This is a genomic window from Ollibium composti (genome assembly GCF_004801285.1).
Taxonomy (GTDB): domain Bacteria; phylum Pseudomonadota; class Alphaproteobacteria; order Rhizobiales; family Rhizobiaceae; genus Mesorhizobium; species Mesorhizobium composti.
Window position 1 is genome coordinate 14,494 of sequence record NZ_SSNY01000011.1, and the last position, 24,983, is coordinate 39,476.

A 24,983-nucleotide genomic window follows, 5' to 3' on the forward strand; every position below is an offset into this window, starting at 1 on the left:
GATCGGCCATGACCGCTCTCGGCGTCCATTCCGAAACCGGCCGGCTGCGCGAGGTGATCGTGCACCGGCCCGACCTCAGCCTGCGCCGGCTCACCCCGGACAATTGCAAGGCGTTGCTGTTCGACGACGTGCTGTGGGTCAAGCGGGCGCGGCAGGAGCACGACGTCTTCGTCGACGCGTTGCGCGAGCGTCATGTGACGGTGCATTCCTTCAACGACTTGCTGGCCGAGACCATGGCCGACGCCGAGGCGCGCGACTGGCTGCTCGACCGTCGGGTCGACGCTTCGGTCGTCGGCTACGACATGGTGGACGAACTGCGCGGCTGGCTGGACGAAATGCCAGCGGACCAGATTGCCTCTTTCCTGGTCGGCGGCATCGCGCGGGCCGAATTGCCGTTCCGGCCAACCGGCCTCACTGGCAAGACGCTGCTGCCACAGGGTTTCGTGCTGTCGCCGCTGCCCAATCAGCTCTTCACACGCGACAGCTCGTGCTGGATCTACCGATCCATCTCGGTGAACGCGATGTACTGGCCGGCACGAAAGCCGGAGGCGGTCAATGTCGAAGCCGTCTATCGCTTTCATCCGCGCTTTCGCGACGCCGGCCTGCCCTTCGTTTCCCCCGACAATCCCGGTCCCGGCGTCAGCCTGGAAGGCGGCGACGTGATGCCGGTCGGCGGCGGCATCGTGCTGGTCGGCATGGGAGAACGCACCACGCCTCAGGCGGTTGGCGGGCTGGCTCGCAGTCTGTTCGCTGCCGGCGAGGCCACCCGTGTCATCGCCGCGCTGATGCCGCGCGACCGCTCCTTCATGCATCTCGATACCGTCTTCACCTTCTGCGACCGCGATCTCGCGACCATGTATCCACCGGTGGTCGAGCGGCTGCGCGCCTTCTCGCTGCGTCCCGGCGACGGCGAGGCGGCCGTCGACGTGGTCGAAGAGGAAAAGCCCTTCACCGAGGTCGTCAGGGAAGCGCTCGGCCTGAAGGCGCTGCGCGTCGTCGCCACCGGCGGCGACAGCTACCAGTCGGAACGCGAGCAGTGGGACGACGGCAACAACGTCGTCGCCGTCGAGCCCGGCGTCGTCATCGGCTACGACCGCAACGTCTACACCAACACGCTGCTGCGCCGCGCCGGCATCGAGGTGATCACCGTCGAGGGCGCGGAGCTGAGCCGCGGCCGCGGCGGCGGCCATTGCATGAGCTGCCCGATCGCGCGCGATCCGCTCTGACCGAGGAGAGAACATATGCCTGTCAACCTGCACGGCCGCAACGTCCTGACGCTGGACGATTTTTCCGGCGCGGAAATCCGCTATCTTCTCAGGCTGGCGGCCGATCTCAAGACCGCCAAGCGGGCCGGCAACGAAGTGCCGCGTCTAGCGCGCAAGAACATCGCGCTGATCTTCGAGAAGGATTCCACCCGCACACGCACAGGCTTCGAAGTGGCCGCCTACGACCAGGGCGCGCACGTCACCTATATCGGGCCGTCCGGCAGCCACATCGGCCATAAGGAATCGATGAAGGATACGGCGCGCGTACTGGGACGCATCTACGACGCGATCGAGTATCGCGGCTTCTCCCAGCACCAGGTGGAACTGCTCGCCGCCTATGCCGGCGTTCCGGTCTATAACGGCCTGACCGACCTGGACCATCCGACGCAGATCCTGGCTGATTTCATGACCATGCGTGAGTTCACCCACAAGCACCTGTCCGACATGACCGTCGCTTTCGTAGGCGAGGGAAAGGACAACGTCGCCCAATCGCTCGCCGTCGGCGCGGCGAAAGTCGGCATCGACATGCGCATCGCCTCTCCCCGGAGGCTATGGCCCGAGCAGGATTTCTGCACCCATGTCAAAGCGTTGGCCGAGCGCAACGGCGGGCGTTTCAGGATGGATGCCGACGTGGAGGCCTGCGTCAAAGGGGCCGACTTCATTTACACCGACGTCTGGCTGTCCATGGGCGAGGACGAAGAGGCCTGGGGCGAGCGCATCAAGCTCCTCACGCCCTACCGGGTCACGCGCAAGCTGATGGCCGCGACCGGAAATCCGTATACCAAATTCATGCATTGCCTGCCCGCCTTCCACGATACCGAGACGGAAGTAGGCCGCCATGTCGCCAGCAAATACGGGATAGACTGCATGGAGGTCGAGGACGCGGTGTTCGAATCGGAAGCCTCCATCGTCTTCGATCAGGCGGAGAACCGCATGCACACCATCAAGGCGATCCTCGTCGCCACGATCGGCGATTGACGATGCGCATCGTCGTCGCCCTCGGCGGCAATGCACTGCTGAAGCGCGGCGAGCCGATGACGGCCGAAAACCAGCGCGCCAATGTCCGCAGGGCGGCCGTAGAGCTTGCCGAACTGGTGAAAGCCGGCCATTCGCTGGTGATAACGCACGGTAACGGGCCGCAGGTCGGCCTGCTGGCGCTGCAGGCGGCGGCTACGCCCGGCATGCCCTTCCCGCTCGACGTGCTCGATGCGGAGACGGCCGGCATGATCGGCTATGTCATCCAGCAGGAACTTGGAAACGTGGTGAAAGATCGGCCGGTTGCCACGCTGCTGACGCAGGTGCGCGTCGATCCGCGCGATCCGGCTTTCGCCACGCCCACCAAGCCGATCGGCCCGGTCTACGACGAAGCTACGGCCCGGCGGCTCGCCGCCCAACGCGGTTGGGCGATCGCGCCCGACAATGACAAATGGCGCCGCGTGGTGCCGTCGCCGAAGCCTCTGGAGATCCTGGAAGTCGAAGTGCTTGCCTTTCTCGTAGAGCGCGGCGTCATCGTCATCTGCGCAGGCGGCGGCGGCATCCCGGTCGTCAACCTCGACAGCGGCGGCATCATCGGTGTCGAGGCCGTCATCGACAAGGACCTTGCCTCGTCCCTGCTGGCACGACAGCTCGGCGCGGACATGCTCGTCATGCTGACGGACGTCGACGCGGTCTATCTCGACTGGGGGACCCCGAAAGCCCGACCCCTCGACCGGGTGCAGGCCGGCGACATCTCCGCCGCAGCGTTTGCCTCCGGTTCGATGGGGCCGAAGGTCGAGGCTGCCATTGCGTTCGCAACCGAGACCGGTCAGCCGGCCGCAATAGGCAAGCTGGAAGACGCTGTCGAAATCGTCGCCGGACGGCGAGGAACCCGCATCAATTCCGGGGGCTGAAGGGACAGTTTGCCGGCTCTTTCAAAAACGCCGAACATATCCAATCGCTCTCCGACGCCATCTTCATCATAGCGGCACTCGTATTTGACCTTCATCAACGAGGTCGCATGCATCGGCGTGTATTTCTTGTTTTCGAAAGGGATATCGCCATGTTGACGAACGATTTGCCGCCGACTTTCCGCCACGTCAAACTCCTGCTTGCCCGCGAGCGAGGCCATCCTCAGGGCGAACGAAGCGAAGGATATGACCTTCTCATCCCACTCGATAAAGACGGCAGGCTCGATCCTGCAATCTGGAAGGCCAATCAGGCGGCATGTAGGGTCAGGCGTTTTGTCGGTGACTCGAATGTTGGCGTAGGCCGTCTGCGGCGAAAGAAGGGCGGTCAGTGGTACTTCGACTACGCGGAAGGCGAAGAAGACGACGAGCTTGGGTTTCGCCTGGCGGATGAGCGCTTCATTACCGGTGAATATGTATCGATCGGAAGCAAGGGAACAATGCACACCTATCAGGTCGCCCGTGTCGAGAAGCCCTGATTGGCGAAATCAATGATGGCTCCGTTCGATAAAGCCTCATTCACGAGAACGAAAAGGGGCCTGTACCAGCACATACTTATTGCGACCGATGGCTCCGAATTAGCGACCAAGGGCGTCGAGCATGGGCTGGCGCTGGCAGAGGCGCTGATCGCGAATGTGACCGTGCTGAGGGTCCTCGAGCCGGAAGCTCGGGAAATTGGGGACGAAGCGTTAGCGGGCGAGCCTGAAAACGCGTTCACACGTCGTGACCCGCAGGTCGACGACACTATGGGAAAACAGTTCGCCTGGATTGAACAAGAGGCTGTCGAGCGCGGTATCCACGTAGAGTTACTGCGCGAAATTGATGACGTTCCCGCGAAAGCTGTTCTTAAAGCAGCAAAGCTGACTGGGTGCGATCTGATTGTTATGGCGAGTCACGGTCGGCAAGACCCACACAGATTGACGCTCAATAGGCAAACCGACGAGGTCATTGCATATACGAACGTTCCCGTCCTGGTGGTTCAATAGTCTCCTCTCGCGCGGGTCGCTCGCCTAACGGCATTTTTGATCGGTATCAAGGCAGTACTTGGCGGCGACTATAGATTTCCTGTCATCGTGAAATTACCGGCGCGGTGACGACGGAAGGGCAAACCCATGAGCTATAGATCCATCCTCGTGAACCTCGACATCGACGGACCTGTCGTCCCGGTCGTGAAAGCAGCCGCCGATCTTGCAGGTCGCTTCCAGGCGAAGCTGATCGGCCTTTGCGCCGCCGACGCTCCCATCGTCGTGACCGGGCCGGCCGGTGCCGGTCTGGCCGCCGAGGCATGGATGCAAATGCGCGACGACATTAAATCCCGCTTTAAGGATGTGCACGACAAGTTCGGCAAGCTGATCGCCGGCAAAGTCGTGACCGAATGGCGTGAGACGCTCGACAATCCGACGCGCGCCGTGGCGGAGGCCGCGCGGGCGGCGGACCTGATCGTGATGGGCGCGGTCGAAGGCGCGGCCACGGGCGACGCTTACCGGCAGGCGGATCCCGGGAGCATTGCCCTTCAGGCGGGACGGCCCCTGGTCGTCGTCGCCCGCGACACCGAACAAGTGCAGGCGAGGAACATCGCCGTTGCTTGGAAGGATACGCGCGAGGCACGTCGCGCCCTCGCCGATTCGCTGCCGCTGTTGAAGGCGGCCGAGACCGTGACGGTCGTGACGGTCGCCACCGAGGTCGACCAATGGGTACGCGCAAGCCTCGCGGACGTCATGGCCTTTCTTGGAGCGCATGGCGTCGAAGCACGGCCGGAACTGATCGAAGGCCCCGACGAACACCTCGCGCTGTTCGAGGCGCTGGACAAGTGCGGCGCCGACCTGATCGTGTCGGGAGCGTACGGCCACAGCCGCTTGCGGGAATGGGCATTCGGCGGCGTGACGCGCTCGCTGCTCGACGAAACAGGCCGGAACCGCTTCATGGCAAACTGACGGAAGCACACTATGTCCTGTTTGTTGCAGCGGGCGCCGTCGTTCGCGGCGAGCGGCCGCCGATAGCGCTTTCCCCAGGCCGCGGGAGTGCCCCTTGTGGAACAAAAACAGGCCTCGGCGGACGGAGCGTATTGGTCGGTTCCGGCCGGAACGCTGCTAGCCAGTCTGCGTTCCGGGCCGTCGGGTCTTTCCGTCGACGAAGCTCGAAGCAGGCTTCGCGAAGCCGGCCCGAACGCGGTCAGCCGAATGGGACGCGGCTCCGCACTCGCGGCCTTCGCGCGGCAGTTCCGCAGCCCGTTGGTGCTCATCCTGATTTTCGCTGCGGTCGTCTCGGCGTTCGTGGGGGAAGGCAGCGAGGCGGTGATCATCGGCATCATCGTGCTGGCGAGTTGCGTGCTCTCGTTCACGCAGGAATACGGTGCCTCCAGAGCGATGGAGGCGCTGACGGCGCGCATTGCCCGCAAGGCCTCCGTGCTGCGCGACGGCCGCGAAGCGTCCGTCGCCGTCGCGGAGATCGTGCCGGGCGACGTCGTCCGGCTTTCAGCCGGCAACCTTATTCCGGCGGACGGCGTGCTCTTGGAAGCGCGCGACTTCAACGTCAGCGAGGCGGCGCTAACTGGCGAAACCTTCCCCATCGTGAAGGAGCCCGGCCTCTCGGCGCCGGACGCCCAGATCGGCCAGCGCGGCAACGCGGTCTTCACCGGCACGTCCGTGCGAAGCGGCACCGCCACGATGCTTGCCGTGCGCACCGGAGGGCAGACCGAGTTCGCAGCCATCGCCGGAGCGATCGCCCGCTCCGTGCCCGAGACGGAGTTCGCGAAAGGCATCCGCCGCTTCGGCTACCTGATGACGGAGATCATGCTGGCCATCGTCATCCTCGTCTTCTTCGCCAATCTTCTGCTGCACCGCCCAGCCGTCGACTCGCTGCTGTTTTCGCTGGCCCTGGCCGTCGGGCTGACCCCCGAGCTGCTGCCGGCGATCATCAGTGTCACGCTAGCGCGGGGCGCGCGCACCATGGCGGCGAGCGGCGTCATCGTGCGCCGGCTCGACGCCATCGAGAACCTCGGCAGCATGGATCTCCTGTGCACCGACAAGACCGGGACGCTGACGGAAGGAACCATCCGCCTGGACGGCTGCCTGGGTGCCGGCGGAACGGATTCGTCGCAGGTGCGGCTGTGGGCGCTGCTCAACGCGACGCTGCAGTCCGGCATGGCAAATCCCCTTGACGAGGGAATCGCGGCCAGCAGGGGTCCTGAAGACGACCTGTCCGCGTATGAGAAGATCGACGAGATTCCCTACGATTTCATCCGCAAACGGCTTTCGGTGATCGTGCGGGGGAAGGACGCCAGCGAAGACCTGCTGATCTGCAAGGGCGCGGTCCAGAACATCGTCCAGGTCTGTTCGTCCGTTCTGACCGGAACCAGTTTCCGGCCGCTGGACGACCAGCAGGCGAAAGCCATCGACTCCAAGGTACAAGGCTGGTGCATACAGGGGTTTCGCGTACTCGGCCTGGCAGTACGCCGCTTTGCGCCCGGCCAGGTCTACCAGCGCGAAGACGAGACAGGTCTAGCCTTCGCCGGGTTCCTGCTGTTCCTCGACCCGCCCAAGCCCGGCATGGCCGAGACGCTGAAGGCGCTGGCCGAGCGCGGCATCAAGGTGAAGGTCATATCCGGCGACAATCGTTACGTTGCCGCGCATCTGGCCGAACTCGTGGGCCTGCCCCATCGCAACGTCCTTGCCGGCGGCGAGCTGGCGAAACTGACGAAGGAGGCGCTGTTCGGCCGTGCTGCGCGCACCGACATCTTCGCCGAGATCGATCCCAACCAGAAGGAGCGCATCATCGCGGCGTTGCGGCGGCGGGGCCATGTGGTCGGCTATCTCGGCGACGGTATCAACGACGCGCCGGCGCTGCACGAAGCCGACATCGGCATTTCCGTCGACGGAGCCGTGGACGTGGCCAGGGAGGCCGCCGACCTGATCCTGTTGCAACGCGACCTCGACGTGCTGTTGCGCGGCATCGACGACGGCCGCCGCACCTTCGCCAACACGATGAAATACATCGCCATCACCACCAGCGCCAATTTCGGCAACATGGTTTCCATGGCGTTCGCCTCGCTCGCCCTGCCTTTTCTGCCGCTGCTCGCCCCACAGATCTTGCTCAACAATTTCCTCTCCGACGTGCCGTCGCTGGCGATCGCCTCCGACAATGTCGATGCGGATCAGGTGCGTACGCCGCGACGCTGGGACATCGGCTATGTACGCCGCTTCATGGTCGCCTTCGGTCTCGTCAGCTCGGCTTTCGACTTCATCACCTTCGGTTTCCTCCTCCTGCTTGCCGGGGCGACCGCACAGATTTTCCAGACGGCCTGGTTCGTCGAATCCCTCGTTACGGAACTGGCGATCGTGCTGATCGTGCGTACCCGCAAGGCATTCTGGAAAAGCCGCCCCAGCGCATTGCTTTCGTGGCTGACGCTGGCGACCGCCTTGCTGGCTGTCGCAATTCCTTATCTGCCGGGTGCGACCTGGTTCGGCTTCGTGCCGTTGCCGGCGAAGGTAATGGCTGGCCTGGCCGCGATTACACTCGCCTATCTAGCAGCCTCCGAGGCGATCAAGAGCTGGTTCTTCCCTCGCGAACGCCGGCTCGCCAGGCATCGTCGGGCTTGATCGTAATCAAGGCCTCGGTTCGCGGGTTGCGTAACCTCGCTCCATCATCTGGAGAACCGCTATGCCGCGCCGCATACTAATTATTGTCGGCCATCCCGACGGCAGCCCGAAGCGCCTGTGCCGGGCACTTGCCGATGCCTATGCCGAAGGCGCACGCTCGGCCGGCTATGAAGTCCGGCTCCTGGACATCGCGACGCTCGATTTCCCGATCCTGCGCACGATGGAGGAATTCACCGAACGGCCTTTACCGGTCACGCTGCAAGGCGCCGCCCAGTCGATCAAGGATGCGGAACATCTCGTCTTCGTGTTTCCGCTGTGGCTCGGCACCATGCCCGCTCTGTTGAAAGCTTTCTTAGAGCAGGTGATGCGGCCGGGTGTCGCCTTCGCCTATCCTGAAAAAGGCAAGGGCGGATTCGCCAGGACCCTGCTCAAGGGCCGCTCAGCGCGCGTTGTGGTAACGATGGGAATGCCGGCCTCGTTCTATCGCTTCTGGTATCTCGGCCACGGCGTCGCCGGCATGCGTCGCAATATCCTGAACTTCGTTGGCGTCAGCCCGGTCCGTGAAACGTTGTTCGGGATGGTGGAAGGGGCGAGCGAGGCCAAGCGCAGGAAGTGGATCGAGGAGGTGCGGGCGCTCGGGAAACGCGCCGGTTGAATACCGCCTTGATCATGGAACCAGAACCGCGGCGCCGTTGAGTCGACCTTCCCGCAAGTCCTCCAGCGCTTCGTTGGCGCGAATGAGGGGATAGGTGACGGTATGGGTTCGAACACTTGCGGCGCGGGCGACCGGGAAGAACTCCTCCGCGTCCTTTCGCGTGAGGTTCGCGACGGACACAAGCTCTCGCTCCTCCCAGAGAATCGAATAGGGCATCGCCGGGATGTCGCTCATGTGAATGCCGCCGCAGACGACGCGGCCGCCTTTGCGGACCGCGCGCAGCGCCGCCGGAACCAACGAGCCGACGGGAGCGAAGATGATGGCCGCGTCGAGCGCGACGGGCGGCCCCTCGTCCGATCCGCCAACCCATGACACGCCGAGGTTCGAGGCGAAGCGTTGCGCCGCGCTGTCGCCGGGCCGGGTGAAGGCATAGACCTCGCGCCCTTGCCAGAGACAGACCTGCGCGATGATGTGCGCGGCCGCGCCGAAACCGTAGAGGCCGATGCGCCGGCCGCTCCCTGCCCGCTTTAGCGAGCGCCAGCCGATGAGCCCTGCGCAAAGCAGCGGCGCCAGAGCGACCGGGTCGGCCTCGCTATCGAGATCGAAGGCGAAATTGGCGTCCGCCACCGCATGGGTGGCGAAGCCGCCGTCGCGCGTATAGCCGGTGAAGAGCGGCCGATCGCAAAGGTTCTCCGCGGCGGCACGGCAGTAGGCGCAGGCGCCACACGCATGGCCAAGCCATGGAACCCCCACGCGGTGGCCGAGCCGTACGTGATCGACGCCCGCGCCAACCGCGTCGATGACGCCGACGATCTCGTGGCCGGGCACGAGCGGCAGCTTCGGATGCTCCAATTCACCGTCAACCACATGCAGGTCGGTTCGGCATACGGCGCAGGCCTCCACGCGAATTCTGATTTCACCCTCACCAGGCAAAGGATCCGCTCGCTCGATCGGTACAAGCGGCATTCGTGGTTGCTCCAGCACCATCGCCTTCATGGATTCCTCCCGGATGGCAGAGAACATAGGATGAATGTGAGGCGGAAAGCCGGCTTCCCGCCTCACATAAAGTCCCAAACGCCTGTCGCGTCAGCCAAGCGTGAGCCGGTCCTCGACGGTATTGACTCCAGGCGCGGACCAGGCCGCCCGCTCAGCCGCGCTTCGCTCCGACCAGGCATGCACCCTTCCCTCCAGCCGGACCTTGCCGCCCTCCATGACATTGACCTTGATCGCCTGTGCCTCGAGTTCCGCATTGCGCTTCAGCGCGTCCTCGATGCGCTTCTTCACATCGAACGCGGAGGCACGCTGCTTGATCTCGATCTGGTTCGAGACGCCGACGACGCCGGCGAGATCGCGTACCGTATCCGCCGCCGCCGTCTTCTGGTACTGCCACTCGACCTTGCCTGTCAGCGTCACCCAGCCGTCCTGCACCTTCACCTGAACGGCGCCGTCGGGAATCGATGTGTTCCAGTTGATCGTGTTGACGGCGCGCTTTGCGATCTCGTCGTCGGCGGTCCGATTTGTGCCGAAAGGCCGGACTTCGATTTCCTGGGCGATCCCCTTTACGCCCTTCACCCGGCGCACGACTTGTTCGACCGTAAGCTTCTGGGCATAGGTCGGAACGTGGCCGGTCAGCGTGGCGACGCCGTTTTCCACCGCGACGCCAATATCGGCCGCGTCGATGCTGGGCTCGAAGTCGAGCTCGTCGATGATGTCCTGTCTCAATGTGCTGTCGTTCATGGTTGTGTGCCTCACTGGTTCTTGCGGAAGCCCTCGCCCGCTAGGTGAGCTTCTTCCGGTACCTCTTGCTTGGCCTTGATCCCCGTCAAAACTGCATTGCCGACCGCGGCGAAAGATATTTCAGCTTCAGATGCGTTCAGCAGCCCGAATAAGGAAGCACCGCGCCGGCCTGGATAGGTGAATGTCGCTGGACGGACACTAAGAAGTGAAGCGCTCACCCGACAATCGAAGGCGCGACGAGTACCGCTGCGCTTTCGATAGATTCTCTGTCTCGTTCGAACAGGAAAGACAGGGCATCGCGCCAATCCTTGTCGAGGCGCAAAGTTGGATAGCGATGTTGTTGATATAGAGCGCCCGCCTGTTCGTGGGAAGAAGGAGGAAGAGGCGTGCGAGGTAATGGCGATGGCGTGGCTCCTCCATTCTGGGTCATGGCCAAGCCCATGGGCCCGAGGTGCAATCTTGATTGCAGTTATTGCTACTATCTCGACAAAACGAAGCTTTATCCTGATCAGAACAAGTTTCGGATGGCGCCGGACGTGCTCGAAACCTTCATCCGCGATTATATCGACAGCCAGTCGAGTGCAGGCGTGAGAGAGGTCCAGTTCGTTTGGCAGGGCGGGGAGCCGACCATCCTGGGTCTGCGTTATTTCAGAACGATAGTCACCTTGCAGCGGAAGCATTGTCCGCCCGGACGCATCATCCGCAACGCGCTACAAACCAACGGCACATTGCTGGACGAGGAATGGGCTCGGTTCCTTCATGATGAAGGATTTCTGGTCGGTCTTAGCATGGATGGGCCGCCGCGCCTGCACGATCAATACCGGCGTGACAGGCGCGATCAACCAAGTTCGGAGCGCGTCCTGTCGGCGTGGAAACTGCTGACCCGTCACAAAGTGGACACTAATGTTCTATGTGTGGTCAGTAATTGTAACGTCGGCTTTCCGCTTGACGTCTATCACTACCTGCGAGACGCGGGCGTTCAGTTCATGCAATTCATCCCGGTGGTCGAACGTATCGACCGACAGGGAGGACTAGCCTCTCCGCCAAGTCCGGGAGACGAAGATCTCGCCGTCGCGCCCTGGAGCGTCTCTCCGGCAGACTATGGGCGCTTCCTGTGCAAGATTTTTGATGATTGGGTGCGGCATGACGTCGGCCGCATTTTCATCCAACTCTTCGACCTACAACTCGGGATTTGGGCAGGAGCACCCGCCTCCTTGTGTGTCTTCGCCGAAACCTGCGGCACAGGCTTGGCCCTCGAGCACAACGGCGACCTTTATGCCTGCGATCACTACGTCTATTCGGAATACCGTCTGGGCAACATCACGCAAACGCCGATTGAAACGCTGGCGGCCTTGCCGCAGCAAAGACGGTTCGGCCTGGACAAGAAGGCCAGGCTCCCTGCGGCTTGTCTGAAGTGCGAGTGGCGCTTTGCCTGTCACGGCGGCTGTCCCAAACATCGCTTCCTGCCCGTGAACGACGAAGGTACCGAGCGGCTAAACTATTTTTGCGAGTCCAATCGCATGTTCCTTTCCCATGCCGCGCCATTTTTTCTAGCGATGGTGGGTCTGTTGCGCCAGGGGCGACCAGCGGCGGGGATAATGGACATTTTGGCTAGGCAGGAAGCGCCTCGCCGCCGTCAGAGCGGACGCAATGCGCTGTGCCCCTGTGGAAGCGGTCGGAAATACAAGCGCTGCTGCGGTGCCCGATTAACATAGCGCTTTGCCGAGGACATATGATCACTGCCGTAAACGCCCTGTGCAGGCAGTGGAAAGCGTTCGATCAAATCGTTATCTACGAGTACTAGGCAGGGGCGCGCTTCCAAGGTGAGAACGGTCGGAATGCCTCTAATTCCCGAAAAGGAGCAGGCTTCCTGCTAAGAGGCCGGGCCGCCCTTCACGATGGTGTAGGTGTCCGACTGAAGATCGCGGGCACAGTATCGCAGGATCGCGCCAAAGGCCGCTATAGTCGGGTCTTCCGACGATCGAGCCATGATGCCGACAAGCTGCATCCAAGGCTCGTCGTCGGCCTGATCGACAAAGCTCCTGACAATTCCCGCCACGCATTCGGCGAGGCCGATTTTGTTCGCCTCCGCGTAGCGCTCGATGGTCAAGGTCAGCTCCTCGTCGTCAAGCGCGGCTAGCGCCGCCGCCGCGACCTCCGGTTGGTCGAGCCGTGAAATCAGTTCACCGAACATCTGTGTCTCACTGCACCAGCGGCGTTTCAGCGCCGCCGAAGTCGAAGCCGGTAATCGTCGCCCGGCCCGCAAGCAAAGAAATGTATTGCGCTGCGGCGCGCCGCCAGACTGAGCTTTTCAGGTACATGGCAATCCGCTTGCGCACTGCCTCAAACGGTAGCGTCTGGCCGTTGACGCGGCGGTCAAGCCTGATGACATGTACGCCATAGGGCGTTTCCACCGGCGCCACCGATATCTCTCCCGTGCGAAGCTGGTCGAGCGCGGCGGAAAACTCTGGCGTCACCTGATCCCGGGTGAACTGGCCGAGATGCCCGCCTTCACTCGAAGAAGAGCATGCAGACAGTTCGCGCGCCAGATCGGGGAAGCGTGATGGCTCCTCCGTCAGTAGAGCGATCGCCGATTTCGCCGACTCGACAGCGGCGGCAAACGCATCCTTGTCGCTCCAGTCGACCGAAAACAGGATGTGTGCAGCCTCGAATAAATCCGCGCTGCGAAACAGTCTCAGATTCTTCTCATAGTAGCGATGCGTCGATGCGTCGTCCGGCTCCGGTAGGGAAATCTCTCTCTCCATCAGAACTCGGATCAGAGCTTCCTCATCCGTCTCGCGACGGCCTTCCTCATCCTCCAGCGGCTCAGCCTCTATCGCAAGGCGGCGGGCCTCTTGGACCAGCAACTCGCGCACGATCAGCGCACGGGCAGCTTCCGTCCAGGCTTCGGCAGGGTTCTCGGCAGGATGGTTCTGCACTTCGCGAGCGATCGCCGCGTGGGGGATGACCACCCCGTCGACCGCAATCTGAGGTCTTGCCGGTTCCGGCCTGGCCGTGGGGCGTGTGCCCGCCTTCGGTGATTTCGCCTGCACTTGTTCCGCAGCCAGCGTGCGATGATCGACTACGATGGTTGCCATGATCTACTCCGCCGCTTCCATACCGCGCCTACGCGCGGGGACCGTCCCACTCGTTCCGCGGCGAACCAGTTCAGGAGGCCGTTTGGTGCGGACAATCTGATAGCCGCGCCGCCCGAAATACCACACGGGGACGCTCCAGATGTGGACAAGGCGCGTGAACGGGAAGATCAGAAAGATCGTCATGCCAAGTACGAGATGCGCCCGAAAAACGGGATGAACGCCCGCGACGTAATCAGCCGCGCCGGATCGCAGCGTGACGATCCCTTGCGCCCAGTTCATCAGCTTGACCATCTCCTCGCCATCAAGGTGATGCGCCGAGACGAGGATCGTCGAAAGCCCGAGGATAAGCTGAACGTAAAGGATGACCAGCACAGCAATATCGCTCGGATTGGAGGTCTTGCGGATACGGGCGTCGAATAGCCGCCGATGCAACAGCATGGTCAGCCCGACGAAGCAGGCAACGCCCGCGATGCCACCGACGGTCATGGCGAGGAGCTGTTTGGCGGTATGCGAGACGCCAAGAAACCCCCAGATCTGGATCGGGGTTAGAAGTCCTGCCGTATGGCCGGCCAGAATGACGAGAATGCCGACATGGAAGAGGTTCGAGCCCCAGATCATCTGCCGCCGGCGCAGGAGCTGGCTGGAGTAGCTCTTCCACGAATACTGCTCGCGGTCGAAGCGGATCAGGCTTCCGACAAGGAAGACGGTCAGGCAGAGATAGGGATAGATGCCGAAGACCGCGAAATTGAGATATGAAAACATGATTTCCCTCTCGACGCTTCAGGCCGGTGCCGCGGGCGTGCGACGGGCGGCGCGCATCCGGATGGCGAGGCGGTCGCGCGAACAGCCGTCGAGCGCCTCTCCGGGACCGAATGTCACGGCGGCCTCTTGCCAAGCTGCGTCGAGCGCCGTGAGGTCGTCCGGCTTCACGTTGTCGTCCTCCACGAGCTGGACATCGGCAGCGTCGTCTCCGGCGAGTTCCGCAACGGCGGCAAGCAGGGCGGCATAAGGGGACTCGCGCCTTTCCAGCCGCTCGGAAAGTTCCCTGACTATGTGAGCCGCGTCGGCAAGATGGGATCGGGCCTCGTCCAGAGGCAGGATCGATAGGAACTCCAGGAACAGCGGTAGAAAATCCGGCAGCTCGCTGGAGCTGAACTGGAGGCCGTGGCTTTCGTAGAGTGCCTTGAGGTCCACCATCGCCTGACCGCGGTCGCGGGATTCGCCGTGAACGTGCTCGAACAAATTCAGCGCGAGCGAGCGCGAGCGGTCAAATAGCAGAACATAGGTTTCCTCAAGCTCGTAGATATCCGCGCTGGCGAGCCATCCGAGCAGGGCTTCGAGCTCGGCGAGCGTCGCTGGGGATAGCAGACGCTCCTCGTGCAGGGCGGCGCGAATGTCGGGAACCGACTCGACAAGCGCCGGCGTCGGGTAGCAAAGTAGCGCCGACAGCGCCTTGAAGGACTTCATCAGGCAATCTCCATCGGGTTCCTGGCGTTATGCTTCTTCGGCCCGCCGAACAGATTCACGTCATTGTCGCCGCCTGAGCAGCCATTGCCGAAAGAGAATCCGCATGAGCCGCGCATGCCGTAGGCTTCCTCGCTCATCTCGCGATGCGCGGTGGGGATGACGAAGCGGTCCTCGTAATTGGCGATAGCCATCACGCGGTACATCTCTTCGATCTGCGCCACGCTCATGCCGACCTTGCGCACGATCGCCTCGTCGGTCACGCCGTCGACCGTCTTGGCACGCATGTAAGCGCGCATGGCGAGCATGGTTTCGAGCGCCTTGACGACGGGCTCCTCATTGCCCGCTGTCAACAGGTTTGCGAGGTAGCGCAGCGGAATACGCAGGGAGCGCACGTCCGGCATGTCGCCATCGAGGCCCATTTTTCCGGCCTCCGCGGCCGATTGGATCGGCGAAAGCGGCGGGACGTACCACACCATGGGCAGCGTCCGGTATTCTGGATGAAGCGGGAAGGCGACCTTCCATTCAACCGCCATCTTGCGCACCGGCGACCGCTTTGCCGCCTCGATCCAGTTGTCGGGCACGCCGTCCGCGCGAGCCTGCTCGATGACGGCAGGATCGTTCGGGTCGAGAAACAGGTCGAGCTGAGCCTGATATAGTTCTTTTTCGTCGACGACGCTCGCTGCCTTCTCGATGCCGTCTGCATCATAGAGAAGAACGCCGAGGTAGCGGATGCGGCCGACGCAAGTCTCGGAGCAGACCGTCGGCATCCCCGCTTCGATGCGCGGGAAACAGAAGGTGCACTTCTCCGACTTCCCCGTCGACCAGTTATAGTAGATCTTCTTGTAGGGGCAGCCGGAGATGCACATGCGCCAGCCGCGGCACTTGTCCTGGTCGATCAGGACGATACCGTCCTCCTCGCGCTTGTAGATCGCGCCCGACGGGCACGCCGCCACGCAGGTCGGGTTGAGGCAGTGCTCGCACAGCCTCGGGAGATACATCATGAAGGTGTTTTCGAACTGGCCGTAGATGTCCTTCTGTACGCCCTCGAAATTGTAGTCCTTGCGCCGCTTCTCGAATTCGCCGCCGAGGATTTCCTCCCAGTTCGGTCCCCATTCGATCTTTTCCATGCGCTGACCGCTGACCAACGAGCGCGGTCGCGCCGTCGGGAAGGCCTTCGATTCCGGCGCACTCTGAAGGTGCTCGTAATCGAAGGTGAAGGGCTCGTAATAGTCGTCGATCTCCGGCAGGTCGGGATTGGCGAAGATCTTGGCGAGGACCCGCCATTTCGCGCCGAGGCGCGGCTCGATCTTGCCGTCCTTGCGACGTTTCCAGCCGCCCTTCCAGCGCTTCTGGTTCTCCCAGTCCTTTGGGTAGCCGACGCCGGGCTTGGTCTCGACATTGTTGAACCAGGCGTATTCGACGCCTTCGCGGCTCGTCCAGACATTCTTGCAGGTGACCGAACAGGTGTGGCAGCCGATGCACTTGTCCAGGTTCAGCACCATGGCGATCTGCGCGCGGATCGTCATTCTGCGGCCTCCAGCTCTTCTTCCATCCAATCGACCGTGCCCATCTTGCGCACGATCACGAACTCGTCGCGGTTCGACCCGACGGTGCCATAGTAGTTGAACCCGTATGCCTGATGAACGTAGCCGCCGATCATGTGAGTAGGCTTCAGAACGGTACGCGTGACGGAGTTGTGGATGCCGCCGCGCTGGCCGGTGATGCGGGTGCCAGGCACGTTCACGATCTTCTCCTGGGCGTGATACATCAGGCACATACCGGGGTTGACCCGTTGCGAGACTACCGCGCGCGCCACCAGAACGCCGTTGCGGTTGAAGGCTTCGATCCAGTCATTGTCGCGGATGCCGGCGTTCTTCGCGTCCGTCTCGGAAATCCACACCACCGGACCACCGCGATTCAGCGTCAGCATCAGGAGGTTGTCGGAATAGGTCGAGTGGATGCCCCATTTCTGGTGCGGCGTGATGAAGTTCAGCACGACATGCGGGCTGCCATCGTGATTGGTCTTGAGCGCGCCGGGGACGGTTTTGAGATCCACCGGCGGCTTCCAGACGGCGAAGCCCTCGCCGAAGGCGCGCATCCATAGATGGTCCTGGTAAAGCTGCTGTCGCCCGGTCAAGGTGCGCCAGGGGATGAGCTCGTGCACGTTGGTGTAGCCGGCATTGTAGCAGACATGTTCGCTTTCGAGCCCCGACCAGATCGGCGAGGAGATGATCTTGCGCGGCTGGGCGACGACGTCGCGGAAGCGGATCTTCTCGTCCTCCTTCGGCAGGGCGAGATGCGCGTGCTCCCGCCCGGTTCGCACCGACAGCGCCTCCCACGAGCGCACCGCCACTTCGCCGTTCGTCTCAGGCGCTAGCATCAGGATGACCTCGGCGGCGTCGATGTCGGTCTCGATCCTGGCGAGCCCTTTCGATGCGCCCTCCTCCGGTACGACGCCATTCAGCGTCTTCAGCGCCTCGACCTCGTGCGCGGTCTCCCAGGCGATGCCCTTGCCGCCATTGCCGAGTTTCTCCATCAGCGGCCCGAGCGCGGTGAAGCTCCTGTAGAGGTTCGGGTAGTCGCGCTCCACCACTGCGACCTGCGGCATGGTCAGCCCCGGCACGGGCTCCGTCTCGCCCCGCTTCCAGTCCTTCACGTCGAGCGGCTGCGCCAGTTCGCCGGGGCTGTCGTGCTGGATGGGTGTCAGCACAACGTCCGTCTCGACGCCGAGCACCTCAGGCGCCACTTTCGAGAAGGCCCTGGCGATGCCCTTGTAGATGTCCCAGTCCGTGCGCGAACCCCAGACAGGGTCCACCGCCGCCGAGAGCGGATGGATGAAGGGGTGCATGTCGGACGTGTTGAGGTCGTTCTTCTCATACCAGGTGGCCGTCGGCAGCACGATGTCGGAATAGACGCAGGTCGTCGACATGCGGAAATCGAGCGTCACCAGGAGGTCGAGCTTGCCTTTCGGCGCCTCGTCGCGCCAGACGACCTCCGCCGGCTTTTCGTGCCCTTCCTCGCCCAGGTCCTTGCCGAGCACGCCGTGATAAGTGCCGAGCAGGTGCTTGAGAAAATATTCGTGCCCCTTGCCGGACGAGCCCAGAAGATTGGAGCGCCAGACGAAGAGGTTGCGCGGCCAGTTGTCCGGATGGTCGGGATCGTGGCAGGCAAGCTCCAGTTCGCCCGATTTGAGGGCCGAAACCACATAGTCGGCCGGCTCCTGTCCTTTCGCCTTCGCCTTTGCCGCGAGGTCGAGCGGATTGGCCTTGAGCTGCGGCGCCGATGGCAGCCAGCCCATGCGCTCGGCGCGCACGTTGTAGTCGATCATGCTGCCCGACCAGTCACCGTCCGGCGCTATGGGCGAGAGGATTTCCAACACCGACAGGGTCTCGTAGCGCCACTGGTCGGTATGCGCGTAGAAGAAGGAGGTGCCGTTCATCTGCCGTGGCGGCCTGTTCCAGTCGAGGGCGAAGGCGAGCGGCAGCCAGCCAGTCTGCGGCCGCAGCTTTTCCTGTCCGACATAGTGCGACCAGCCGCCGCCCGACTGTCCGATCGCGCCGCACATCACCAGCATGTTGATGATGGCGCGGTAGCTCATGTCCATGTGGTACCAGTGATTCAGCCCCGCGCCGAGGATGACCATGGAACGGCCGTTGGTCTTCTCCGCATTGGTGGCGAACTCGCGCGCCACCGTGATGATCGCTTGGCGCAGCACGCCGGTGACCTTCTCGGCCCATGCCGGCGTGCAGGGAGCGTCGTCGTCATATGAACTCGCGGCGTTTTCGCCGCCGAGGCCGCGGTCGATACCGTAGTTGGCACACAGGAGATCGAACACGGTCGCGACAAGCGCCTCGCCGTCGGCCAGCTTCACGCTGCTGGCGGGAACGTTGCGGACCAGGACCTCGCCGTGTTCCGTCCTGACGAAATGCGAATGCGCCCGGCTTCCGAAATCCGGGAAGACGACGGGAACGGCTTCTCCGCCCTCAATCTGGCTGAGCTTCAGTTGGATGTCGCGGCCCTGGCCGTCCTTTTCCTCGAGGTTCCAGCGGCCACGCTCTTTGGCCCAGCGGAAACCCGCCGTGCCGTGCGGCGCCACGACCTCGCCCGATACCTCGTCCAGCCCGACGGTCTTCCACTCCGCGTTCTCGCTCTCGCCGAGCCCGCCGTCGAAATCCGACGCCCGGACAAAGCGGTCGGGCACGTAGCTGTCGCCCTTTTTGACTAGGCGCACCAGCATCGGCATATCGGTGTAGCGGCGCGCGTAGTCAGTGAAATACGGCACCTGCCGCTCGACATGGTATTCCTTGAGGATGACATGGCCCATGGCCAGCGCCAGCGCCGCGTCGGTGCCCTGCTGCGGCTGAAGCCAGATGTCGGCGAACTTGGTCGCCTCCGCATAGTCGGGCGAGACGACGGCGCTCTTGGTGCCCTTGTAGCGCGCTTCGGTGTAGAAATGCGCGTCCGGCGTGCGCGTCTGCGGTACGTTCGAACCCCACAGGATGAGGAAGCCGGCGTTGTACCAGTCGGCGGATTCGGCGACGTCGGTCTGTTCGCCCCAGGTCTGCGGCGAGGACGGCGGCAGGTCGCAGTACCAGTCGTAGAATGACAGGCAGGTGCCCCCCAGCAGCGAAAGATAGCGTGTACCGGCGGCGTAGGAAACCATCGACATGGCCGGAATCGGCGAGAACCCCGCCACGCGGTCGGGGCCGTGCTTCTTCACCGTATAGGCGTTGGCGGCCGCGACAATCTCGTTGGCTTCGTCCCAGTCGGCGCGCACGAAGCCGCCGTGGCCGCGGATGGATGTGTAGGAAGCGCGCTTTTGCGCGTCCTCTACGATCGAGGCCCAGGCGGCGACCGGCGCCTTGGTCTTGCGCGCCTCACGCCACAACCTGAGCAGGCGCCCCCGCACAAGCGGGTATTTCACGCGATTGCCGGAATAGAGATACCACGAATAGCTCGCCCCTCTCGGGCAGCCGCGCGGCTCGTGGTTGGGCAAGTCGGGACGGGTTCGCGGATAGTCAGTCTGCTGCGTCTCCCAGGTGACGATGCCGCCCTTCACGTAGATCTTCCAGGAGCAGGAGCCCGTACAGTTCACGCCGTGGGTGGAACGCACGATCTTGTCGTGCTGCCAGCGCTTCCGGTAGCCGTCTTCCCAAGCGCGGTTCTCGCCGGTGACGATGCCGTGACCGTCGGAGAACGTCGCGAGTTCCTTGCGAAAGAACATTAGCCGATCGAGGAAGTGGCTCATGCAAGAACTCCTTCGTGCGGCGATGACAACCGCGCAACGGCAGCCGGGCACTGTGACGTAAGCCCGACCAAAGTTGGAATAGGATGACGTAGAGATTCGTACGTGCGAGCACGATCAGTTATGGTGAATCGCATCCGATGACCGCCCCCCAACGTCGCCTCACGACTCTCTCGCAATCCGATAGGTTGCGGATATCTGTCATCGCAAAAAGGTTGTTATCTTTGCGTTTGGACAAACTTCAGGTGGATAGTTCTCGGGATTGCCTGGCGGTTCATGCGGAATGGGGACCGCCATCCCATCGCTCCGAAATGTGATTCAGATTGATCCGGCGGCTGGTGAATGAGCATCAGCTCGACAAGCCAGTGCTCGAACGACGATTCGGGATATTGAACGCTCCAAGACGGGGCGCAGCGCCTGATCTTGGTCGGGGCTGCGATCTCGTTCAAAGCAAGACGGAGCCGGGCTGCGCGCTTGGCTGGCCAGAAGGATTGTCCTGCTTGCGGTCGGCCAATGCAGCGAAGCACCATTCGGCGATTTGCACGGCGTCTGGCGCCAGTTGTTCCGCCATGCTGTCGGAGAATCTTTGGAATGCCGGCAGATTCAATCCGTTCACTCCAACAATCACCGGGCGGCCAAGTTCGAGAGCGGTGGCGATCACTCCGGCCATGCCCTTACCCTCGGACTCCTGCTTCCCGAACTTGTTGACCACCAGCACTTCGGCGCGTTCCAGAGCGCCCTCGACCCACAGCACCGATTGTTCCAGCGCGCCGGCATCGAGTCGGCAGCCACGAGCTTCCGGGCCGCGATCGACGCTGATGCGCACCACTGGCCCGTTGGGCAGCAGCCGCAGATCCATGTCGCACCGTGGGCAATCCTGCCGGTCGATATTGGTCTGGACAGTCCCCGCCAGGGCGATGCCTTGCGTTTCGAGCAGTGAGACGACTTCGGCCATAAGAAGATCAATGCGGCCTTTGCCCTGTACGGTCACATAACCCAATCTCATCGATGTGTTTCCTCTAGGTCGCTCACCCGTCGTGAAATGGTAGGAACTCCAGCATGTCGCCAAGCTGGACGCGGTCGGTTTCCGATGGGATCATAAGCAGCCCGTCCGCCTTCGCCAGCAATCCTGCCCGGTGCGAAACCTCCGAGGTCACGATGTCCGCGGTCCTGGTACCGCAACCGTCATAGCTGCCGAGGCATGCCGGGAGAAATTCGCAACGTCCCGGATGCCGTGGCCGGTCGAAACCCGCACGGACGATGATGCGGCGCGGCGTTCTTTCCGAAATCCCGGCCAGCGCCTCTGCAATGCGCGCTCCGATCACATGCCAGGTGACGAAAGCCGAAACCGGGTTGCCCGGCAAGCCCAGGTAGATCGCGGCGCCGATGCGGCCGATCATCAAGGGCTTGCCCGGTTTCATGGCTACTTTCCTTACGTGGATGCTGCCGCCGGCCGCGCGCAGCACCGCCGGCATATGGTCCTCACCGCCGACAGAAACGCCGCCGGTGGAAACCACGAGGTCTGCAGCATGGGAAGCTCGTTCCAGCGTCTCCCGCAACTGTTCGGGCTTGTCGGGCACGCAACCCATATCGACCGCATCCACCCAGGGCAGATCAAGTGAGCCCTGAAGGTGATAGCGGTTGGAATTCCAAATCTGTCCGTGCTCCAGCCGAGCTCCTGGCTCCCGCAATTCGGAGCCGGTGCTGAAGAAGGCCACCCTTACTCGGCGACGCACGGTGACCTCGCCACAGCCTGCGCAGGCGAGCAGCGCCGCCGCGCGAGGGCCGATGCGCCTTCCCGCCGGCAGAAGCTGCGTACCGGCGGCAAGATCCTCGCCGGCGCGCCGGATGTTGCTGCCCCGCTCGGGACGCCGCGAGAGCCAGATACCATCTCCTTCCAGCCGCGTCATTTCCTGCATAACCACGGCATTGCACCCCGGGGGAACGGCCGCTCCTGTAAAGATATGCAAGGCCGTCCCGGGAGGCAGAGGCGCGGCGGACGTGTCGCCGGCTGCGAGGCGCCCCGCAACCGGCAGATGCCACGGCCCCTTGCCGACGAGGTCGGCAAGCCGGACCGCGTAGCCGTCCATGGCGGAATTGTCGAACAGCGGTAGCGGCGTTTCGGCATTCTCCGATTCCGCAAGCACCCGTCCATGAGCCCGGTCGAGCGGTATGCGCTCTACCTCGCCAACCGGCATAACAAGCGCCAATCCGCGGCGCAGAGCCTCGTCGACGGAAACCAAACCATCCGGCACCAACTCAGTGTCGCAGCCGCAATAGAATGGATCGGATAGTGTAGAAGAAGAGGTCATGTGGACAATTTCGCCTCCTCGGCGGAGAGTTGAACCAAGCAAATTCATCGGCTGCTGCGTAGTCTGGACAGGACCGATAGACCCCACGATTTCATCTCACGCACTCATCATGCCGGTAAGACTGCGGAACATTGCGCGCAGCATGCCGAAGAAGGTGATGGCCCAGGCAAACAGGGCAATATAGAGGAAGGCGCGAGGCAAAGGAGTCAGGAAGCCAAATTCCATGGCGCGATCCATCTGCCAGGTGCAGGCGGCATACATGCCGAGCGGGAACACCGCCCCCCAGTAGAGCGGGTCATAGGTGAACGGGAAGCGCCGGTAGCCATAGCGCCATATGCCGAGCAGCAGCAGCATGGGAATCCACCAGGTTCCCGTGGCCCAGTAAAAGACCGTGAAGCCCTTGAGAAAGGGCAGCAGCGACGAGAGATAGGGCGCGTGCGGTGCGTTCAGGATCAGCAGCGAACCGGCCAGCGCGGAGATGGCCATCGCCCCCATGTTGATCCAGTAAGGCGGCGCCAGATCGCCAGGCGAGAAGCGGAAGAAGGCATAGCGGTAAAAGATCAGCGACATCATCCAGATGTAGAGCATGCCGCCCCACAGCCACATGGACAATGCCACGAGGTTGAGTTCGAGCCGGTAGGGCTGGTCGATGCGTGCCGCCAGCAATGCGCTCGAAACCGACACTGCCTGCGTGGCCACGACCGCCAGCAGCCAGCCGCCGGTGATGCCCTTGTCCAGCGTGGGCTTTTCCTGGCGAACGGTGAAGGCGGTGAAGATCGTGTAGGTCAGGCATGTCCACAAAAGGACAGCCAGCAGCCACAAACTGCCGCCGATTGTGATGTTTTCTTCGAGCACCATGAACTGACTGGCTAGGATGCCTGTGCCGGCAACAGTGGTGAAGTAACCTGGCCCTGTCAGGTGGGCGACCATGTCCCCGAAGAAGCGCCGCGGGTAGCGCCAGGCCCGCAAGCCGTACAACACGCACAGTACGGCATATTGCCCGATGTTCAAATAGAACAGCGCCGCCGCAAGCGTCTGGTGCTCCATCATGAAAGCTGCCAGCGAGACGATGCCGGTGGCCATCACCAACCCGAAATAGGCGGGTGACAGTTCTGCAAGGCCCGTCGTCAACCCTTGCTGCTGCGGTATCGGGCCAGCGGACGTCACGATCTTCTCGCCCGTGGTGGTTGAAGTTCGCATCGGCAGCGATGCTTCGGCCATCCTTTTTCCCGGTCGCGGGCGAGGCGCCGCCTTCCTGCCGAAAAATCGTCGCGGATGAGAGGACAGCACTTGCCTGAAAACATGCGTTGTCTCCCGAAGCTACGTCACAACCATGGGCAGCACCGAAAACCCGCTTGCTGGATAGATGGCAAGCATCGTTCGGTGACCGGGCGCATGCGCGATCTCATTGGTGCTCTTCAGCAGTTCCTCCATGACGACGCGCAGTTCCAGCCTGGCCAGTTGTGCACCCGGGCAGACGTGGATGCCCCGGCCGTAAAGAAGGTTCTGCTCGGGATCGCGATCCAGACGGAATTCGTCGGGATCGCCGAAGACCGCTTCGTCGCGGTTGGCCGATGCCCACAGCAGCGTCACGCGCTCGCCGGCGGCGATCTTGCGTCCACCGATCTCCACTGGCCGGGTCGTCACCCGCCGGTTGGAAATGAGCGGCGCATGCAGCCGCAAAATCTCGTCGATCGCCGCGGGCAGCAGTTCGGGATTTTCCCGGAGTTGACGCTGGAGCTGCGGATTTTCCGCCAGATAGTGGGCCAGGATGCCGACGCAGGCGGTGATGGTGCCCAGTTCGCCTACGGTCCAGTTGCGCAGGATGCTGACGATTTCTTCGTGGTTCAGCGGCCTGTCGTCTATTCTCTCGCGCAACAGATCCGTGGTGATGTCGTCGGGTGCGGCCGCACCGGCTTCACACCTCGCTTTCAGCAACAGGTTGATATAGCCGTCGAATTCGAGCGCGATCGCCACCATCGCTCCGGTATCCCGAGCCAGCGTGGCCGCGTGGTTCTTGCGAACCCACTCAAGCAGTGGTTCGTGCAGGCAATCTGGCCAACCGAGGAAGGCGCACTGGATCCGCACGGCGAAGCGCTGGGCGAACTGTGTGATCATCTCGATCTCCCTGCCTCTCTCCAGGCCGGACACGAGGCTGACGGAGATCGTGCGGCACAGCGGCTCGAAAGCCTCGACCCGTCCCTGTTCGAAATGGCGCTCGATCAGTCGCCGATAGGCCGTGTGCTCGGGCGGATCCATGCCGCTCGGCACCGACAAGTGACTGGAAACCGCGCTGCTGAAGGTGCGGTGATCGTCCAGCGCCCGCACCACGTCCTCGTGGCGGAAGAGCGACCAGCCCAGATAATCGCTATGCGCCACGGGGCAGCGGCGACGCATCCCGTCATAGGCCTTGATCTGATTGGAAAGGACCGCGTCGGATCGCGGGTCCCAGTCCGGCTGGGTCTTCTCTGGCATCGGGCTCATTTCAATTCCTGGCGATATCCAGTGCCGCAACCGCGGGACTTCAGGGCTCCGCTAGCTCGGCGCTCACGAGAAGTCTTTGTGCAAGCTCAAACAGGCAGATCAAACCCGCGTCCCTCGGCCACCTTCTCGTGGGTCACGCCGTCCCGGATGTGATAGATACGCTACAGGTCGGGATGATC

At 62.9% G+C, this 24,983-nt stretch carries 21 protein-coding genes; 9 read left to right on the forward strand and 12 right to left on the reverse strand.

The window, feature by feature from the left end; all coding sequences use genetic code 11:
- Nucleotides 1-8: 8 nt before the first annotated feature.
- From E6C48_RS17425 to E6C48_RS17460, 8 genes are all read left to right on the forward strand, one after another.
- Entirely contained in the window at nucleotides 9-1,226 is a 1,218-nt protein-coding gene (locus tag E6C48_RS17425; RefSeq protein ID WP_136359453.1) for an arginine deiminase, read from the forward strand.
- A 15-nt stretch (nucleotides 1,227-1,241) separates the two neighbouring features.
- A complete protein-coding gene (gene argF / locus E6C48_RS17430) occupies nucleotides 1,242-2,243 on the forward strand; it encodes an ornithine carbamoyltransferase (RefSeq protein WP_136359454.1) in 1,002 nt (333 codons plus the stop codon).
- Between the two features lie 2 nt (nucleotides 2,244-2,245).
- The gene (arcC, locus tag E6C48_RS17435) at nucleotides 2,246-3,154 is read left to right on the forward strand and encodes a carbamate kinase (protein ID WP_136359455.1); all 909 of its coding nucleotides are present in this window, start codon (nucleotides 2,246-2,248) and stop codon (nucleotides 3,152-3,154) included.
- A gap of 149 nt (nucleotides 3,155-3,303) precedes the next feature.
- Nucleotides 3,304-3,687: a hypothetical protein gene (locus E6C48_RS17440; RefSeq protein WP_136359456.1), complete on the forward strand. Its 384-nt coding sequence runs from the start codon at nucleotides 3,304-3,306 to the stop codon at nucleotides 3,685-3,687.
- On the forward strand, nucleotides 3,688-4,194 hold the full coding sequence (locus tag E6C48_RS17445; protein WP_136359457.1) for a universal stress protein: 507 nt from the start codon (nucleotides 3,688-3,690) through the stop codon (nucleotides 4,192-4,194).
- Between the two features lie 126 nt (nucleotides 4,195-4,320).
- Nucleotides 4,321-5,142: a universal stress protein gene (locus tag E6C48_RS17450; RefSeq protein WP_136359458.1), complete on the forward strand. Its 822-nt coding sequence runs from the start codon at nucleotides 4,321-4,323 to the stop codon at nucleotides 5,140-5,142.
- 96 nt (nucleotides 5,143-5,238) lie between these two features.
- Entirely contained in the window at nucleotides 5,239-7,806 is a 2,568-nt protein-coding gene (gene mgtA, locus E6C48_RS17455) for a magnesium-translocating P-type ATPase (RefSeq protein WP_206086523.1), read from the forward strand.
- Nucleotides 7,807-7,867: 61 nt separating this feature from the next.
- Nucleotides 7,868-8,461, forward strand: coding sequence for an NAD(P)H-dependent oxidoreductase (locus E6C48_RS17460; RefSeq protein WP_136359460.1), 594 nt, complete (start codon nucleotides 7,868-7,870; stop codon nucleotides 8,459-8,461).
- Between the two features lie 12 nt (nucleotides 8,462-8,473).
- Here E6C48_RS17460 and E6C48_RS17465 read toward each other — a convergent pair whose 3' ends face one another.
- Nucleotides 8,474-9,457, reverse strand: a complete 984-nt coding sequence (locus E6C48_RS17465; protein WP_136359461.1) for a zinc-dependent alcohol dehydrogenase family protein — start codon at nucleotides 9,455-9,457, stop codon at nucleotides 8,474-8,476.
- A gap of 90 nt (nucleotides 9,458-9,547) precedes the next feature.
- Nucleotides 9,548-10,198: a BON domain-containing protein gene (locus E6C48_RS17470; protein ID WP_136359462.1), complete on the reverse strand. Its 651-nt coding sequence runs from the start codon at nucleotides 10,196-10,198 to the stop codon at nucleotides 9,548-9,550.
- 428 nt (nucleotides 10,199-10,626) lie between these two features.
- On the opposite strand from E6C48_RS17470, the gene E6C48_RS22855 reads away from it, so the two are divergent.
- Nucleotides 10,627-11,913, forward strand: coding sequence for an anaerobic sulfatase maturase (locus tag E6C48_RS22855; protein ID WP_136359463.1), 1,287 nt, complete (start codon nucleotides 10,627-10,629; stop codon nucleotides 11,911-11,913).
- 158 nt (nucleotides 11,914-12,071) lie between these two features.
- Here E6C48_RS22855 and E6C48_RS17480 read toward each other — a convergent pair whose 3' ends face one another.
- The 10 genes from E6C48_RS17480 to E6C48_RS17525 all read right to left on the reverse strand — a co-directional run bounded on the left by E6C48_RS17480 (nucleotide 12,072) and on the right by E6C48_RS17525 (nucleotide 24,804).
- Entirely contained in the window at nucleotides 12,072-12,392 is a 321-nt protein-coding gene (locus E6C48_RS17480) for a hypothetical protein (RefSeq protein WP_136359464.1), read from the reverse strand.
- Nucleotides 12,393-12,399: 7 nt separating this feature from the next.
- Nucleotides 12,400-13,296, reverse strand: coding sequence for a peptidylprolyl isomerase (locus E6C48_RS17485; RefSeq protein ID WP_136359465.1), 897 nt, complete (start codon nucleotides 13,294-13,296; stop codon nucleotides 12,400-12,402).
- Nucleotides 13,297-13,299: 3 nt separating this feature from the next.
- A complete protein-coding gene (gene narI / locus E6C48_RS17490) occupies nucleotides 13,300-14,058 on the reverse strand; it encodes a respiratory nitrate reductase subunit gamma (RefSeq protein WP_136359466.1) in 759 nt (252 codons plus the stop codon).
- An 18-nt stretch (nucleotides 14,059-14,076) separates the two neighbouring features.
- On the reverse strand, nucleotides 14,077-14,763 hold the full coding sequence (gene narJ, locus E6C48_RS17495) for a nitrate reductase molybdenum cofactor assembly chaperone (RefSeq protein WP_136359467.1): 687 nt from the start codon (nucleotides 14,761-14,763) through the stop codon (nucleotides 14,077-14,079).
- Nucleotides 14,763-16,289, reverse strand: coding sequence for a nitrate reductase subunit beta (narH, locus tag E6C48_RS17500; RefSeq protein ID WP_136359468.1), 1,527 nt, complete (start codon nucleotides 16,287-16,289; stop codon nucleotides 14,763-14,765). Before narH ends, narJ begins: the two co-directional genes overlap by 1 nt.
- Nucleotides 16,286-20,011: a nitrate reductase subunit alpha gene (locus E6C48_RS17505; protein ID WP_136359469.1), complete on the reverse strand. Its 3,726-nt coding sequence runs from the start codon at nucleotides 20,009-20,011 to the stop codon at nucleotides 16,286-16,288. Before E6C48_RS17505 ends, narH begins: the two co-directional genes overlap by 4 nt.
- 442 nt (nucleotides 20,012-20,453) lie before the next feature.
- The gene (locus E6C48_RS17510) at nucleotides 20,454-21,014 is read right to left on the reverse strand and encodes a DUF2478 domain-containing protein (protein WP_136359470.1); all 561 of its coding nucleotides are present in this window, start codon (nucleotides 21,012-21,014) and stop codon (nucleotides 20,454-20,456) included.
- A gap of 22 nt (nucleotides 21,015-21,036) precedes the next feature.
- A complete protein-coding gene (locus E6C48_RS17515) occupies nucleotides 21,037-22,320 on the reverse strand; it encodes a molybdopterin molybdotransferase MoeA (protein WP_168734570.1) in 1,284 nt (427 codons plus the stop codon).
- A 96-nt stretch (nucleotides 22,321-22,416) separates the two neighbouring features.
- Entirely contained in the window at nucleotides 22,417-23,541 is a 1,125-nt protein-coding gene (locus E6C48_RS17520) for a tellurite resistance/C4-dicarboxylate transporter family protein (RefSeq protein WP_230978828.1), read from the reverse strand.
- Nucleotides 23,542-23,640: 99 nt separating this feature from the next.
- A complete protein-coding gene (locus E6C48_RS17525) occupies nucleotides 23,641-24,804 on the reverse strand; it encodes a cytochrome P450 (protein ID WP_136359472.1) in 1,164 nt (387 codons plus the stop codon).
- Between the last annotated feature and the right edge of the window lie 179 nt (nucleotides 24,805-24,983).